The sequence below is a fragment of the Bacillota bacterium genome, assembly GCA_013178125.1.
Classification (GTDB): domain Bacteria; phylum Bacillota; class SHA-98; order Ch115; family JABLXJ01; genus JABLXL01.
The window spans coordinates 93193-107630 of the sequence record JABLXJ010000012.1 but is presented as its reverse complement, the minus strand read 5'-3'; the positions used below and the strand labels follow the sequence as shown (position 1 = coordinate 107630).

At 56.3% G+C, this 14438-nt stretch carries 27 protein-coding genes and 1 pseudogene; all 28 read left to right on the top strand.

The window, feature by feature from the left end; genetic code table 11:
* The first annotated feature begins 98 nt into the window (after positions 1 to 98).
* Positions 99 to 1304: an elongation factor Tu gene (gene tuf, locus HPY71_11160; GenBank protein NPV54069.1), complete on the top strand. Its 1206-nt coding sequence runs from the start codon at positions 99 to 101 to the stop codon at positions 1302 to 1304.
* 128 nt (positions 1305 to 1432) lie between these two features.
* Positions 1433 to 1741: a 30S ribosomal protein S10 gene (rpsJ, locus tag HPY71_11155; GenBank protein NPV54068.1), complete on the top strand. Its 309-nt coding sequence runs from the start codon at positions 1433 to 1435 to the stop codon at positions 1739 to 1741.
* A gap of 28 nt (positions 1742 to 1769) precedes the next feature.
* A complete protein-coding gene (rplC, locus tag HPY71_11150; protein NPV54067.1) occupies positions 1770 to 2408 on the top strand; it encodes a 50S ribosomal protein L3 in 639 nt (212 codons plus the stop codon).
* Between the two features lie 14 nt (positions 2409 to 2422).
* On the top strand, positions 2423 to 3049 hold the full coding sequence (rplD, locus tag HPY71_11145) for a 50S ribosomal protein L4 (GenBank protein NPV54066.1): 627 nt from the start codon (positions 2423 to 2425) through the stop codon (positions 3047 to 3049).
* A 14-nt stretch (positions 3050 to 3063) separates the two neighbouring features.
* Positions 3064 to 3351, top strand: a complete 288-nt coding sequence (gene rplW / locus HPY71_11140) for a 50S ribosomal protein L23 (GenBank protein ID NPV54065.1) — start codon at positions 3064 to 3066, stop codon at positions 3349 to 3351.
* Positions 3352 to 3426: 75 nt separating this feature from the next.
* On the top strand, positions 3427 to 4254 hold the full coding sequence (gene rplB / locus HPY71_11135) for a 50S ribosomal protein L2 (protein NPV54064.1): 828 nt from the start codon (positions 3427 to 3429) through the stop codon (positions 4252 to 4254).
* Positions 4255 to 4305: 51 nt separating this feature from the next.
* Positions 4306 to 4590: a 30S ribosomal protein S19 gene (gene rpsS, locus HPY71_11130; protein ID NPV54063.1), complete on the top strand. Its 285-nt coding sequence runs from the start codon at positions 4306 to 4308 to the stop codon at positions 4588 to 4590.
* A gap of 20 nt (positions 4591 to 4610) precedes the next feature.
* On the top strand, positions 4611 to 4949 hold the full coding sequence (gene rplV / locus HPY71_11125; protein NPV54062.1) for a 50S ribosomal protein L22: 339 nt from the start codon (positions 4611 to 4613) through the stop codon (positions 4947 to 4949).
* A gap of 3 nt (positions 4950 to 4952) precedes the next feature.
* On the top strand, positions 4953 to 5612 hold the full coding sequence (gene rpsC, locus HPY71_11120) for a 30S ribosomal protein S3 (GenBank protein NPV54061.1): 660 nt from the start codon (positions 4953 to 4955) through the stop codon (positions 5610 to 5612).
* Positions 5613 to 5614: 2 nt separating this feature from the next.
* Positions 5615 to 6049 (top strand): 50S ribosomal protein L16, encoded by a 435-nt coding sequence (rplP, locus tag HPY71_11115; GenBank protein NPV54060.1) that lies wholly within the window; start codon positions 5615 to 5617, stop codon positions 6047 to 6049.
* Positions 6039 to 6242, top strand: a complete 204-nt coding sequence (gene rpmC, locus HPY71_11110; GenBank protein NPV54059.1) for a 50S ribosomal protein L29 — start codon at positions 6039 to 6041, stop codon at positions 6240 to 6242. Before rplP ends, rpmC begins: the two co-directional genes overlap by 11 nt.
* Positions 6243 to 6306: 64 nt before the next feature.
* Entirely contained in the window at positions 6307 to 6540 is a 234-nt protein-coding gene (gene rpsQ, locus HPY71_11105; GenBank protein ID NPV54058.1) for a 30S ribosomal protein S17, read from the top strand.
* A gap of 64 nt (positions 6541 to 6604) precedes the next feature.
* Positions 6605 to 6973, top strand: coding sequence for a 50S ribosomal protein L14 (gene rplN / locus HPY71_11100; GenBank protein ID NPV54057.1), 369 nt, complete (start codon positions 6605 to 6607; stop codon positions 6971 to 6973).
* 22 nt (positions 6974 to 6995) lie between these two features.
* Positions 6996 to 7325 (top strand): 50S ribosomal protein L24, encoded by a 330-nt coding sequence (locus HPY71_11095; protein NPV54056.1) that lies wholly within the window; start codon positions 6996 to 6998, stop codon positions 7323 to 7325.
* Positions 7326 to 7356: 31 nt separating this feature from the next.
* Complete coding sequence (gene rplE / locus HPY71_11090) at positions 7357 to 7899, top strand: 50S ribosomal protein L5 (protein ID NPV54055.1); 543 nt, start codon at positions 7357 to 7359, stop codon at positions 7897 to 7899.
* Positions 7900 to 8035: 136 nt separating this feature from the next.
* A complete protein-coding gene (locus tag HPY71_11085) occupies positions 8036 to 8221 on the top strand; it encodes a type Z 30S ribosomal protein S14 (GenBank protein ID NPV54054.1) in 186 nt (61 codons plus the stop codon).
* A gap of 18 nt (positions 8222 to 8239) precedes the next feature.
* Entirely contained in the window at positions 8240 to 8638 is a 399-nt protein-coding gene (gene rpsH / locus HPY71_11080; protein NPV54053.1) for a 30S ribosomal protein S8, read from the top strand.
* A 36-nt stretch (positions 8639 to 8674) separates the two neighbouring features.
* Positions 8675 to 9226, top strand: a complete 552-nt coding sequence (rplF, locus tag HPY71_11075) for a 50S ribosomal protein L6 (protein NPV54052.1) — start codon at positions 8675 to 8677, stop codon at positions 9224 to 9226.
* Between the two features lie 23 nt (positions 9227 to 9249).
* Positions 9250 to 9618, top strand: coding sequence for a 50S ribosomal protein L18 (locus tag HPY71_11070; protein NPV54051.1), 369 nt, complete (start codon positions 9250 to 9252; stop codon positions 9616 to 9618).
* A gap of 74 nt (positions 9619 to 9692) precedes the next feature.
* Positions 9693 to 10193: a 30S ribosomal protein S5 gene (gene rpsE, locus HPY71_11065; GenBank protein NPV54050.1), complete on the top strand. Its 501-nt coding sequence runs from the start codon at positions 9693 to 9695 to the stop codon at positions 10191 to 10193.
* A complete protein-coding gene (gene rpmD, locus HPY71_11060; GenBank protein ID NPV54049.1) occupies positions 10147 to 10470 on the top strand; it encodes a 50S ribosomal protein L30 in 324 nt (107 codons plus the stop codon). The genes rpsE and rpmD overlap by 47 nt, the downstream gene beginning before the upstream one ends.
* A 31-nt stretch (positions 10471 to 10501) precedes the next feature.
* Entirely contained in the window at positions 10502 to 10942 is a 441-nt protein-coding gene (gene rplO, locus HPY71_11055; GenBank protein NPV54048.1) for a 50S ribosomal protein L15, read from the top strand.
* A complete protein-coding gene (secY, locus tag HPY71_11050) occupies positions 10943 to 12193 on the top strand; it encodes a preprotein translocase subunit SecY (GenBank protein ID NPV54047.1) in 1251 nt (416 codons plus the stop codon).
* A 19-nt stretch (positions 12194 to 12212) separates the two neighbouring features.
* Positions 12213 to 12878 (top strand): adenylate kinase, encoded by a 666-nt coding sequence (locus HPY71_11045; protein ID NPV54046.1) that lies wholly within the window; start codon positions 12213 to 12215, stop codon positions 12876 to 12878.
* Positions 12865 to 13614 (top strand): type I methionyl aminopeptidase, encoded by a 750-nt coding sequence (map, locus tag HPY71_11040; GenBank protein NPV54045.1) that lies wholly within the window; start codon positions 12865 to 12867, stop codon positions 13612 to 13614. The genes HPY71_11045 and map overlap by 14 nt, the downstream gene beginning before the upstream one ends.
* Positions 13615 to 13663: 49 nt before the next feature.
* Positions 13664 to 13909 (top strand): annotated as a pseudogene (locus HPY71_11035) (RNA-binding protein).
* 67 nt (positions 13910 to 13976) lie between these two features.
* Positions 13977 to 14195: a translation initiation factor IF-1 gene (gene infA, locus HPY71_11030; protein ID NPV54044.1), complete on the top strand. Its 219-nt coding sequence runs from the start codon at positions 13977 to 13979 to the stop codon at positions 14193 to 14195.
* Positions 14196 to 14312: 117 nt separating this feature from the next.
* Complete coding sequence (gene rpmJ / locus HPY71_11025) at positions 14313 to 14426, top strand: 50S ribosomal protein L36 (protein NPV54043.1); 114 nt, start codon at positions 14313 to 14315, stop codon at positions 14424 to 14426.
* Positions 14427 to 14438: the final 12 nt, after the last annotated feature.

The window sequence follows — 14438 nt, the reverse complement described above, 5'->3', positions numbered from 1 at the left end:
TGTCAGGTCGCGGCGGAGGCTGCCCGCCCTCCGGCGCGGCTTCACAATAAGAAATGTTATAGCCAAGATCAAATGACGAGGTCAAGGAGGAAGGATGTATGGCTAAGCAAAAGTATGAGAGGACGAAGCCACATGTCAACGTTGGAACCATAGGACATATCGACCATGGCAAGACGACTCTCACGTCGGCTATCACGCTTGTTCTCTCCAAGCAGGGCAAGGCGACATACAAGAAGTTCGATGAGATTGACAACGCCCCGGAGGAGAGGGAGCGCGGTATCACCATCGCGACAGCGCATGTGGAATACGAGACCGATAAGAGACACTATGCCCACGTCGACTGCCCCGGGCATGCTGATTATGTCAAGAACATGATCACCGGCGCGGCCCAGATGGATGGCGCCATACTCGTCGTGTCGGCGGAAGATGGCCCGATGCCCCAGACGCGTGAGCACGTGCTTCTTGCAAGGCAGGTAGGCGTGCCGTATATAGTCGTCTTCCTCAATAAGGTCGATAGGATGGAGGGAGAGTCCGAACTGGTTGACCTGGTGGAGATGGAGGTCAGGGATATCCTCTCCAAGAACGAGTTCCCGGGCGATGAGATACCCTTTGTCAGGGGCTCGGCTCTCAAGGCCCTGGAGTGCGGCTGCGGGCAGCGCGAGTGCAAGTGGTGCGGCGGCATACTGGAGCTCATGGACGCGGTCGATAACTATATCCCGACCCCGCAGCGCGATACCGATAAGCCATTCCTCATGCCCGTTGAGGACGTATTCAGCATCACGGGCCGTGGCACGGTTGCAACCGGCAGGGTTGAGCGGGGCGCGGTGAAGGTCGGGGACGAGGTCGTTATCGTGGGCCTGAGCACTGAGACCAAGAAGTCCGTCGTGACCGGCGTCGAGATGTTCCGGAAGACTCTGGATATGGGCGTGGCCGGCGATAACATCGGCGTCCTCCTCAGGGGCATTGAAAAGGATGAGGTCGAGAGGGGGCAGGTCCTGGCGAAACCAGGATCGATCACGCCCCATACCAAGTTCCATGCCGAGGTCTATGTCCTGTCCAAGGAAGAGGGAGGGCGGCACACCCCATTCTTCAATGGTTACAGGCCGCAGTTCTACTTCCGGACAACGGACGTTACCGGCGATGTCAAGCTGCCGGACGGCGTGGAAATGGTCATGCCCGGTGATAACATCAAGATGACGATAAGCCTTATAACACCCATCGCCATGGAGGAGGGGCTGCGCTTCGCAATCCGTGAGGGTGGCAGGACTGTCGGGAAGGGCGTCGTAACCTCGATCATCGAGTAACGCTATCTAATGCTGCTGTTCCCGGGCCGGCCCGCTGGAAGCCTTGAACCTGTAAATAGGGATGGCGGGCGACCGCATGGCCCCGGCCCGGGCGACCGCGGCAAATTCGCCGATAGTGAGGTATTGATATGACCAGCCAGAAGATAAGGATAAAGCTCAAGGCGTTCGATCATAAGCTCCTGGACCAGTCCTGTGAAAAGATCGTGGATACGGCCAGGCGGAGCGGGGCGCAGATCTCGGGGCCGATCCCGTTGCCGACGGAGAAGAGCGTCTATACCGTTTTGCGCTCGGTCCATGTTGACAAGGACTCGAGGGAGCAGTTCGAGATGCGCACGCACAAGAGGTTAATAGATATTCTTGATCCCACCCCGAAGACGGTTGAAGACCTGATGAGGCTCGACCTGCCGGCTGGGGTGGATATAGAGATCAAACTCTGAGCTTCGACCCAGAGAGGGGGTGTCGGTCGTGCCCAAGGGTATACTCGCCAGGAAGCTTGGGATGACTCGAGTTTTTGATTCAGATGGGAATGCTGTGCCAGTGACCGTGGTCGAGGCGGGGCCATGCATTATTGTTCAAAAGAAAACCAGGGAGACCGATGGCTATAACGCCATCCAGCTCGGCATGGGGGAGAAGAGAGAGAGGCTTTTTACCAGGGCCGTGCGGGGACATTTCAAAAAGGCCGGGCTAAAGCCGACCCGCTACCTCAAAGAGATAAGGACGGATGATGCTGAGCAGTTCCAGGTCGGCCAGGAGGTAAAGGCTGACATATTCAAGGAAGGGGATTCCGTGGACATCACGGGGACTTCCCTCGGTAAGGGCTTCAGCGGCGTCGTGAAACGCTGGAACTTCCGGCGCGGGCCAATGTCCCATGGATCGATGTACCACAGGAGGGTCGGTTCTCTGGGTGCAACTGACCCTGCGCGTGTCTTCAAGGGTAGAAGGCTCCCGGGGCGCCTCGGAGGGGAACGAGTTACCATTCAGAACCTCAAGGTGGTCAAGGTCGACGCTGACCGGAATCTATTGCTGGTTCGCGGCGCGGTCCCAGGCCGGAGGGGAGGCCTTCTCATCGTGAAGGAAAGCATTAAGAAACGGAGCGCCAAGTAAAGGGGGGAACGGTCATGCCCACGGCGCCTCTCTATAACGTTCGTGGAGAAAAAGTCGGGGAGTTGAATTTATCAGACGGGGTTTTCGGGGTCCCCGTGCATAAGGGCCTCCTACACGAGGCCGTGGTTATGCAGCTTGCGTCCAGACGCCAGGGGACGGCTGCTACGAAGACTATTGGATATGTTTCCGGCGGCGGGGTGAAGCCCTGGAGGCAAAAGGGAACGGGACGCGCAAGGCATGGGAGCAGGCGATCGCCGCTATGGCCTGGCGGCGCGACTCTCTTTGGGCCCCAGCCGAGGGATTATGGCTACCGGCTACCGAAGAAGGCGAGAAGGCTTGCACTCAAATCGGCCCTCTCCGCCAAGACTGAGGCGGGCGAGTTGGTGATCCTCGATGATCTCAGCCTTGAAGCACCGAAGACCAAGACGATGCTGGGGATCCTCAATGGGCTGGATGCGGGCGACTCCGCCCTGGTTGTGACGGCGGAGCTTGATGCCAATATCACCAGGTCGGCCAATAATATCCCTGGCGTTACGACTATCCCTGTCGAGAAGCTCAATGTCTACGATATCCTGGCTCACAAGAAGCTCCTCATGACCAGGGATGCCGTCGCCAAGCTGGAGGAGGTGCTGGCGCAGTGAGTGCAATGGGGGCAATGGGGGATCCGCGAGATATAATCATACGGCCCATGGTGACGGAGAAAAGCACCAGGATGCTTGAGCAGAATAAGTACACGTTCATTGTCGATCTCCGCGCCAACAAGACCCAGATCAAGGAGGCGGTGGAGGCGATCTTTAAGGTAAAGGTCAAGGATGTCGCCACCACCCGCATCTACGGTAAGATCAAGAGGGTAGGGCGGTTCCAGGGGAGAACGCCCGAACGGAAAAAGGCTATAGTCACCCTCGAGAAAAACTACTCGATCCCGATCTTCGAGGGCGTTTAGTTCGAGGTTTGGTCCGAGGTTTAGTTCGAGGGCGTCTGGCCGGGTGATCCCGTAACAAGGGAGGGAAAGCACAAGGTGGCGATAAGAAAGTTCAAGCCCATAACGGCGGGTAGGCGTTTTATGACGGTATCCGCCTTTGACGAGATTACGAAGGAAAAACCTGAGCGTTCGTTGCTCAGGCCGTTGAAAAAGTCCGCGGGGCGCAATGTCTATGGCAGGATCACGGCTAGGTTCCGTGGCGGCGGCCACAAGAGGCTTTACAGGGTTATAGATTTCCGGAGGGACAAGGACGGCGTGCCGGCCAGGGTCGCAGCCATTGAATACGATCCCAACAGGAGCGCTCGTATTGCACTCTTGAACTACGCCGATGGCGAGAAGCGCTATATCATCGCTCCGCTGGGGGTCAAGACCGGGGATGTGTTGATGTCCGGCCCGGGTGCTGATATAAAGCCGGGCAACGCCCTCCCGCTGCGCAATATCCCTGTTGGCACCATTATCCATAACATTGAGCTCGTAGCGGGTAAGGGTGGCCAGCTGGTGAGGGCGGCAGGCATAGGGGCCCAGCTCATCGCCAAGGAGGGGGATTTCGCCCACGTTCGCCTTCCATCAGGCGAGGTGCGGCTGCTTCGCCTCGACTGCAAGGCTACCGTCGGCCAGGTTGGAAATGTCGAGTGGGAGAATATCTCCGTCGGCAAAGCGGGTCGCTCGAGGTGGCTTGGCCGGAAACCAAAGGTCCGCGGGGTGGTCATGAACCCGGTGGATCACCCTCACGGTGGTGGAGAGGGCCGCGCACCTGTTGGGCGAAAGAGCCCGGTCACTCCATGGGGCAAGCCCACGCTGGGCTATAAGACTCGCAAGCGAAAGCTATCCGATAAGATGATCCTCAAGAGGCGCACGAGCTAGGCAATCTTGCCAGTCTCATTGAGGTGCGTTTTCATGGAAGGAGGTAGGCGCGTGTCAAGATCGCTGAAGAAGGGGCCCTATGTAGAAGCAAGGCTCCTGGCGAAGATAAAGGCCATGAATGAAAAGGGCGTGAAAGAGGTCATCAAGACCTGGTCCAGGGATTCAACAGTATTTCCAGACATGGTGGGACATACCATCGCGGTTCACGATGGCAGGAGACACGTCCCGATATACATCACCGAGGATATGGTGGGCCATAAATTGGGTGAGTTCGCAGTGACGAGGACATTCAGGGGCCATGGCGCGCATACGGAGCGATCGACGGCTCTGAAGTAGGAAGGGGGTTGGTGCGAGATATGGAGGCCAGGGCAGTAGCACGTTACGTGAGAATCTCGCCGCGGAAGGTCCGGCAGGTTGTCGATATTATCAGGGGCAAGACCGCCAACGAGGCACTGGCGCTGTTGAAGCATACCCCCAAAGGGGCTTCGGAGGTTGTGGCGAAGGTTGTTAAGTCGGCCGTGGCAAACGCCGAGCATAATCTGGACCTTAACAGGGAAGACCTCTATGTTGCAGTGGCTCATGTGGATCAGGGTCCAACCTTGAAGAGATGGCGCGCCCGGATGCGTGGCATTCCGGCGAGAATAAGGAAGCGGACGAGTCATGTGACGGTTATTCTCAGAGAGAAGGAGGGTTGATTTGTGGGCCAGAAGGTACACCCACTTGGACTGAGGCTCGGGGTAATAAAGGACTGGGCATCGAGATGGTATAGCAAGAAGAACTATTCAGAGCTCCTGCACGAGGACCTCGAAATCCGGAAGTTCATCAAGGGGAGGCTTTACGCGGCTGGCATCTCGAGGGTCGAGATCGAGAGGGCAGCCAACAGGGTCAGGCTGACCATTCACACGGCGCGGCCTGGTATGGTTATAGGGAAAGGCGGCCAGGAGGTCGAGAGCCTCAGACGCCAGCTTGAGAGCCTAACGGGTAAACAGGTGAGCGTAAATATCGTGGAGGTCAGGATTCCCGAGCTTGATGCGCAGCTGGTGGCCGAGAACATTGCGCAGCAGATTGAAAAGAGGATTTCATTCAGGCGAGCTATGAAACAGGCTCTGGCTCGGGCGATGAAGCTCGGTGCTCAGGGGGTAAAGATGTCGTGCAGCGGGCGCCTTGGCGGTGCGGAAATCGCCCGGAGTGAGGGTTATAATGAGGGCAAGGTTCCCCTTCATACGCTGAGGGCTGACATCGACTATGGCTTCGCAGAGGCTTATACCACCTATGGCCGTATAGGGGTCAAGGTGTGGATATATAAGGGCGAGGTGCTTCCGGAGAAGCCGAAAGCGGCGGCACAGGGAGGCGAGTAAGAGTGTTACAACCCAAGAGAGTAAAGTATCGAAAGGTCCAGCGCGGCAGGATGAAGGGCACCGCCTCGCGAGGATCGGAGCTTTTCCTCGGCGAGTTTGGACTGCAGGCGCTCGAGCCGGGGTGGGTCACTGAGCGCCAGATCGAGGCGGCTCGAATTGCCATGACCCGCTATATTAAGAGGGGTGGGAAGGTCTGGATTAAGATTTTCCCGGATAAGCCCGTTACGGCCAAACCCGCAGAGACCCGTATGGGAAGCGGGAAGGGCAACCCTGAATACTGGGTTGCGGTCGTAAAGCCCGGGCGCGTGCTTTTTGAAATTGCAGGGGTGCCCGAGGATGTGGCGAGGGAGGCAATGCGGCTCGCTGCCTATAAGCTCCCTGTCAAGAGCAAGTTTATCAAGCGCGAGGAAGTGGGTGGTGAGGCAAATGAAGGCTAAGGAGATAAGGGATCTGACGAACGAGGAACTGGAAAGAAACCTCCGGAACCTCAAGGAAGAGCTCTTCAATCTCAGGTTCCAGCTTGCCACCGGCCAGCTTGAGAACGTGATGAGGCTGCGAGAAGTTAAGCGTTCAATTGCGCGAGTTAATACAATTTTGCATGAGCGAGAGCTGAGGATTAATCAGGCCTAGCTAGTCTAGACCAGGTGCGGAAGGAGGGGGTCCTGTGGCGACGGCGGAACGCGGGGTCCGCAAGATGCGGGTTGGCACGGTTGTTAGCGATGCTATGGATAAGACGGTCGTGGTGGCCATTGAGAGAATGGTAAGGCACTCGCTTTATGGCCGGATTATTCGCCGGACTACGAAGCTCAAGGCCCATGATGAGGGGAATGTGTGCCATATTGGCGATAAGGTAAGGATTATGGAGACGAGGCCTCTCAGCAGGGATAAGAGATGGAGGGTCGTCGGCATTATAGAAAAGGCCAGGTAGAGGCAGGTCGGGTCTATGAGCCAGGGCGGTTTCTGCAGGAATGGTTTCGAAAGGAGGGTGGGCGATGATCCAGCCGCAGACTATTCTCAACGTAGCCGATAATACCGGGGGAAGGAAGATTATGTGTATACGCGTCCTCGGTGGCTCCAACAGGCGTTACGCCGGGATCGGGGATGTCATAATGGCCTCGGTGAAAGAGGCAGCCCCGGGCGGCATGGTGAAGAAGGGCGACGTTGTGAGGGCTGTTATCGTCAGGATGCGGAAGAATCTCCCGAGACCTGACGGTTCATATATAAGATTTGACGAGAACGCGGCCGTAATTATAAATGACCAGAATAATCCCAGGGGGACGAGGATCTTTGGGCCCGTGGCGCGTGAGTTGAGGGAGAAGAATTTCATGAAGATAGTCTCGCTTGCGCCAGAGGTGCTTTAGTCTGAAAGGGGGCGCACTGGAGTTGGCCCAGGCAAGGTTGAAGGTCAAAAAGGGCGATACGGTCCTGATTCTTTCGGGAAAGGATAAAGGCAAGAAGGGGAAGGTTTTGCGGGTGTTCCCTAAGGATGGAAAGGTAAGCGTCGAAGGCATCAACATCTTGAAACGTCATACGAAGCCGACACGCACAATGCCTCAGGGCGGGGTTATTGAAAAGCCGGGGCCCATGCCTGTAGGCAAGGTTATGGTCGTATGCAGTAAATGCAATAAGCCAACCCGGGTGGGGCAGGTGCTGGCGGAGGATGGGGACTATATCAGAGTCTGCAAGCGGTGTGGCGCTGAGATAGGAAAGTGAGACAGCCTTCGAAGCGGAAGGAGGGTGGTTAATGTCGCGTCTCAGAGAAAAATATGAGAAGGAAGTCGCTCCATTGCTGAAGCAGAGATTCAACTACAAGAGCGTCATGGAGATTCCCAGGATAGAAAAGGTTGTAGTCAATATGGGGGTAAGCGATGCGGTATCAGAACCCAAAGCCCTTGATGCAGCAATGGAGGATCTAAAGACTGTAACGGGCCAGAAGCCGGCAGTAATGCGGGCAAAGAAGTCCATAGCCGCGTTCAAGCTCCGGAAGGGTGTCCCCATCGGGTGTAAGGTGACTCTCCGGGGTGAGCGGATGTACTATTTTCTTGATAAGCTATTTAATGCAGCTCTCCCCAGAATCCGGGATTTCCGTGGGGTTTCTCCAAAGGGGTTCGACGGCAGGGGTAATTACACCCTTGGGGTTAAAGAGCAGTTGATCTTCCCCGAGATAGTATATGATAAGATCGATAAGATACGCGGAATGGATATAACGCTCGTCACTACCGCGAAAACAGATGAGGAATCCTATGAGCTCCTCAAGGCTATGGGCATGCCCTTTAGGACGGATTAAGAGATATATGAGGTAAGACAGTAGAGCATAATTGCATAATTGCAGGATTGCAGGATTGTGTCGTAATATCGTAAGGGTTGTAAGTAGCCGGGATTCACTTGAAAAAGGAGATAGGAAGAGGGAAGGAGGGAACAGCTTGGCAAAGAAGTCTCTTATTGAAAAGCAGAAGAGGCCGCCCAAGTTTAGGGTGCGTGCATATCACCGGTGCCGGATTTGTGGGCGTCCCAGGGCATACATGAGAAAGTTTGATATGTGTAGGATCTGTTTCAGGAGGTTGGCGCACAAGGGTGAAATACCGGGTGTGACCAAGGCGAGCTGGTGAGAAGGGGGGTCGTCTGGCGTGGTATCAACGGATCCGATTGCCGATATGCTGACAAGAATTCGAAATGCAAGCACGGCGAATCATGAGGTGGTTGATGTCCCGGCCTCCAAGATCAAGAGGGAGATTGCCCGGGTCTTCAAGGAGGAGGGCTTCATCAGGGATTACGAGGTTATTGACGATGGGAAGCAGGGGATTCTCAGGCTGTATCTGAGGTATGGGCCTAATAAGCAGAAAGTGATCACCGGCTTGAAGCGGATCAGCAAGCCGGGGCTTCGTGTCTATGCCGGCAAGGATGAGCTGCCCAGGGTCCTGGGCGGGCTCGGGGTTGCGATCTTGTCAACCTCGAAGGGCATCATGGCTGATAAGAGGGCACGCAAGGAGAACGTGGGCGGCGAGGTAATCTGCTACGTATGGTGAGGCCGTGAGGGTTCCCGTGTGGAAGGAGGGATACAGGTGTCTCGTATTGGAAGGATGCCGGTAGCGTTGCCTCAGAACGTCGAAGTGGCGGTCGACGGAAATGTCGTAACAGTCAAGGGGCCGAGAGGGACCCTTTCAAAGAAGATTCACGGTGATATGCAGATATTGGTGGAGGATGGCAGGGTGCTTGTAAAGCGCCCCACCGACAGCAAGGAGCATAAGGCGCTGCATGGCCTGACTCGCGGGCTCGTGGCAAACATGGTCAAGGGCGTCACCGATGGCTACGAGAAATCCCTGGAGATTGCGGGTGTGGGATACAAGGCGGCGAAGCAGGGGAAGAAGCTGGTTCTCACTGTCGGCTATTCGCACCCGGTCGAGATCGAGCCCGAGGAGGGTATTGAGATAGAGGTGCCCCAGCCCACGAAGATCGTGGTCAGGGGGATTGACAAGGAGCGTGTCGGCCAGGTAGCGGCGGATATCCGCGCCGTACGTGAGCCGGAGCCGTATAAAGGTAAGGGTATCAAGTATGCTGATGAGCGGATACGCAGGAAGGCTGGCAAGGCCGGCAAGGCGGCCGGTAAGAAGTAACGGTGTGAGGGGTGCGGTGATGGATGTTTAACTCATTTGATAGAAGGTCGGCGAGGGAACGCAGGCATCTGAGGGTGCGAAAAAGGGTTGCTGGGACCTTGGAGCGCCCGAGATTGAGCGTATTCAGGAGCCTCAAGCACATCAGCGCGCAGATTATAGACGACCAGGCCGGTCATACGCTGGTATCGGTATCCACCGTGGAGCCCGAGGTGAGGAAGGAAGTCGGGCGAGGCAGTAATGTGGAGGCCGCGAGGGCGGTTGGCAAGCTGCTCGCGAAGCGCGCCCTTGAAAAGGGGATAAAGAGCGTTATCTTTGATCGTGGTGGCAACATCTACCACGGCAGGGTCGCGGCGTTTGCGGATGGCGCGCGAGAGGGAGGCCTTGAGTTTTGACTCCTGGCAGAACTGGCGAAAGTCATGGTGCTGGCCGAAAGAAATCAGGGGTAAAGGGAGGGAAGCAGGAGTAGATGAAGAGGGTTGATTATGAAGGCCTCGAGCTTAAGGAGAAGGTTGTAAGCATTGATCCTGTTGCCAAGACTACGAAGGGCGGCCGGACACGGAGCTTTCGCGCCCTGGTAGTCGTCGGCGACGGCAATGGGCACGTAGGCGTGGGCCTCGGCAAGGCGGGGGAGGTCTCGGAGGCTATAAGGAAGGGCGTGGAGGACGCCAAGAAGAGCATCTTCGAGGTCCCGGTTATTGGAACGACGATACCGCACGAAGTAGTAGGTCGCTTCGGTGCGGGGAAGGTCTTGCTGAAGCCGGCGGGTGAAGGCACCGGCGTTATCGCGGGCGGGCCCGTGAGAGCAGTTGTTGAATCCGCGGGGATAAGGGATATCCTCACAAAGTCTTTAGGTTCTTCCAATCCGCTGAACGTGGTCGGTGCCACGGTCCGGGGTTTGAAGTCCCTTAAGCGCCCTGAGGATGTTGCAAAGCTCCGCGGCAAGACCGTTGAAGAGTTGCTCGGTTGAGGAATTGAGGAATTGCCTGGTGAGGAATTGCTTGGTTGAGGGGGAAGGCAACTTGTCCACGGAATCTAAGGCATCCAAGGCAGGGCCAGGATCGCGTAAATTGAGGATCACCCTCCGCAGGAGCGGAATAGGAGCGCCAGAGGACCAGAAGGCGACGATCAAGGCGCTCGGGATTTCAAAACTAAATCAGACTGTTGTGCATGAGGACACCCCGCAGGTCCGCGGGATGATCCGGAAAATAGGGCATCTTTTGGATGTGGATGAAATCAGCAAGTGAGGAAACCAGTGAGAAGAAGGAGGTGCGACTGGTGAGGCTACATGAGCTTATGCCGCCCGCCGGAGCTAAGCAAGCGCCCAAGAGAAAGGGGCGGGGTATAGGGTCAGGGCTTGGAAAGACCGCCGGCAAAGGCCACAAGGGACAGTTAGCGCGATCCGGCGGCGGCAAGGGGCCCGGGTTTGAGGGTGGCCAGACACCGCTTCAGCGCCGGCTCCCGAAAAGGGGGTTCACTAATATATTCAAAAAGGAGTATGCAATCATCAAGGTAGGGGATCTTAACCGGTTCGATGAAGGCACGGAAGTCACCCCCGATGTGCTTGTCGGCTCGGGCATGGTGAAAAGGGTGAAAGATGGCCTCAAGGTCCTTGGCGATGGGGAATTGACCAGATCCCTCACAGTCAGGGCACACAGCTTCAGCCGGTCAGCGGAGGAGAAGATCAAAGCAGCCGGTGGGAAGGTCGAGGTGATTTAGGTGCTGCGTTCTTTAAGCGCCGCAGTCAGGGTGAAGGACCTGCGAAACAAGTTGATATACACGGCGCTCCTCCTGGCGGTCTTCAGGATCGGCGCCTACATCCCGGTTCCAGGGGTGAATGCCGCGAAGCTGGTCGAGACCTTCGGGGAGGGTGGCCTCTTCAGCCTCCTTGACATGTTCGCGGGGGGAGCCCTGAAGAAGTTTACAGTCTTTGCCATGGGGGTTAACCCGTATATCACGGCTTCGATTATAATCCAGCTCTTGACGATCGTGGTCCCCAGCCTGGAGAGGCTCGCCAAGGAGGGGGTGGACGGACGCAAGAAGATAGCCCAGTACACCCGGTACGGGACCGTCGTCCTGGGCGTGATCCAAGCACTTGGCATTACGATGGCCATACGGGGCGCTGTGGAGACGCCGGGCTTCCTCCCCATTGCGTTGATCGTGACGACCCTGACCGCGGGGACCGTATTTCTCATGTGGCTCGGCGAGCTCATATCCGAGCACGGCATCGGTAACGGGATATCGCTGATTATATTCGCGGGTATTGTGGCGAGGGTCCCCGCCTATGCCCACATGACGGTGCTTACAATCGGCAAGGGCGGGATCAACCCGTTCAACGTGATTCTCTTTCTCATACTCGCTGTCGCCTCTGTTGTAGGGGTTATCTGGATTCAGGAGGGCCAGCGACGGGTGCCCGTGCAGTATGCGAAACGTGTGGTCGGCCGGAGGATGTATGGTGGGCAGACTACGCACATACCCCTGCGGGTCAACCAGGCGGGCGTGATACCGGTCATCTTTGCATCGTCGGTCCTGGCATTCCCGATGACGATCGCGCAGTTTGTGCCGAGGTTTGATTTTCTCCGCAACTGGGTCGCGTCTGGGAGCCTGAGTTATATAATTGCCTATGCGGTGTTGGTGGTATTCTTCACCTACTTCTACACGGCCGTTACCTTTAACGTTGTGGAAGTCGCCAACAACATGAAGAAGTATGGGGGATTCATACCCGGCCTGAGGCCCGGTAGACCCACCGTTGAATACCTGGACAGGGTTCTCACGAGGATAACCCTGGCGGGGGCTATATTCCTTGCAGTAGTGGCGGTGCTTCCAAACATCATGACGGCGCTGACGAAGATACAGAGTATATACTTTGGCGGCACGGCATTGTTGATTGTAGTTGGGGTGGCGCTCGACACGATGAAACAGATAGAGGCCCAGCTGCTCATGAGGCAGTATGAGGGCTTCATCAAATAGGAGGCGGGGCCTACCAATGATGAGGCTGGTTTTACTGGGACCCCCTGGGGTCGGGAAGGGCACGCAAGCTGATAGGATAGCGCAGGGCAACGGCATACCTCATGTTTCGACAGGCGACATGTTTCGCGACGCGGTTAAGCGAGGGACCGAGCTCGGGAGGACTGCCCAGGAATATATGAGATCAGGACGTCTTGTCCCTGATGAGGTCACAATCGGGCTAGTGCGGGAGCGGCTTTCGGCGGATGATTGCCGCAACGGGTTTGTGCTCGATGGCTTCCCCCGAAACCTGACCCAGGCCAGGGCGCTTGATGGAGTGCTGGCTCAGATCGGCTCGAGGCTTGATGCAGTTGTCAGCATTGAGGCGAGCGCCGAGACCTTGGTTGCCAGGCTGACCGGGCGGCGGACCTGCAGGCGGTGCGGGGCCACCTACCATGTCATATTCAACCCGCCGCCGGACCCGGGTAAGTGCCCGGCCTGCGGGGGAGAGTTATACCAGCGCGATGATGACAAGGAGGAAACCGTGAGGAAGCGGCTGGAAGTATATGCCGCCGAAACCAGCCCCCTTGTGGATTATTATCGCGCACAGGGCTTGCTGCGCGTGGTTAATGGCGAACAGGATATCGAGGAGGTCTACGAGGATATTCGTGATGCGCTAGAGGAAGCGACAGCTCATGATCGTGCGTAAATCCGATGAAGAGATCAGGGCCATGCGACAGGCCGGGAGGGTTGTTGCGCAGACTCTTGAAAGGATTAGAGAGACGGTGAGGCCCGGCGTAACCACCCTGGAGATTGATGCCATCGCTGAGGATTGTATTCGGAAACTCGGTGGGGCCCCGTCTTTCAAAGGGTTTCACGGGTTCCCCAGGAGTGTGTGCGCATCGGTAAATGAGGAAGTGGTCCACGGCATTCCGGGCAAGAGGCGCCTTATAGAAGGCGATATAATCAGCATCGATGTAGGGGCGATTGTTGGCGGCTTCCATGGCGATGCTGCCATGACCTTTCCTGTTGGGGAGATCAGCGAGGAGGCCAAGCGGCTGCTGGAGGTGACCGAGGAGGCGCTTTACAGGGGAATAGATGCGGCGAGGGCAGGCCGTCGCGTGATGGATATATCTCATGCTATACAGTCGCATGTTGAATCCCATGGTTTCTCCGTGGTTCGTAGTTTCGTTGGACATGGCATAGGGCGGAATATGCATGAGGATCCTCAGGTTCCCAATTTTGTTGTCCAGGGATCATCGAGTCCTCTCCTTAAACCTGGCATGGTCCTGGCTATCGAGCCCATGGTGAACGCTGGAGATCACGAGGTTGTCGTAAAAGAAGATAAGTGGACCGTGGTAACCAGAGATTCGTCGCTGTCGGCTCATTTCGAGCATACAGTCGCTATTACCGCCGGGGAACCTGAGATATTGACCCGACTTTAGCCTGGCCCCCTGACCGACGCACCAATCTTTGGGTGGCAGGTGATTTGATATGGAATTGCGTCCCGGGCAGCTTGTTATCTCGCGCGCGGGGAGAGATCGTGGGCGGCTTTATCTTATTGCCAGGGTCGTTGATGGAAGATATGTGGAGCTCATAGACGGCAGGGTTCGCAGACAGGGGAATTTTAAAAGGAAGAACATTTGCCACCTCACCGTGCTTTCGAAGGTTGCGCGTGATATAGAGTCTAAGCTCCTGGCAGGTCAGGAGGTCAGCGACGAGGAGGTCCGAGAGGCCTTGAGAAATCTAGGCAATGATTCAGGCAATGATATGAGTGATATAAATGATAAAGGGGGGCAATGACCCTATGTCCAAGCGCGACGCCATAGAGGTTGAGGGGACAGTGATTGAGGCGTTGCCCAATGCCATGTTCCGCGTTGAGCTGCAGAATGGGCACAGGGTCCTGGCCCATGTATCTGGGAAGATGAGGGTGAATTTCATCAGGATACTGCCGGGCGATAGGGTAACCGTGGAGCTTTCGCCCTATGATTTGACGCGCGGGCGAATCATCTACCGCTTTAAATAGGGCTTTAAGTAGAGCGGGTTTAAATAGAGCAGGGCATTGAGCGTGACCATTGAGCATGGACATGGCCATTGAGCATGGATCTGAATAATAATGAGGCAAACCGGGAGGGTTTGAATTATGAAGGTGCGCCCATCGGTTAAGAAGATATGTGAGAAATGCAAGATAATCAAGCGCAAAGGGCGCGTTATGGTTATCTGTGAGAATCCCAAGCACAAGCAGAAACAAGGCTAGGGTGGAGGTGAA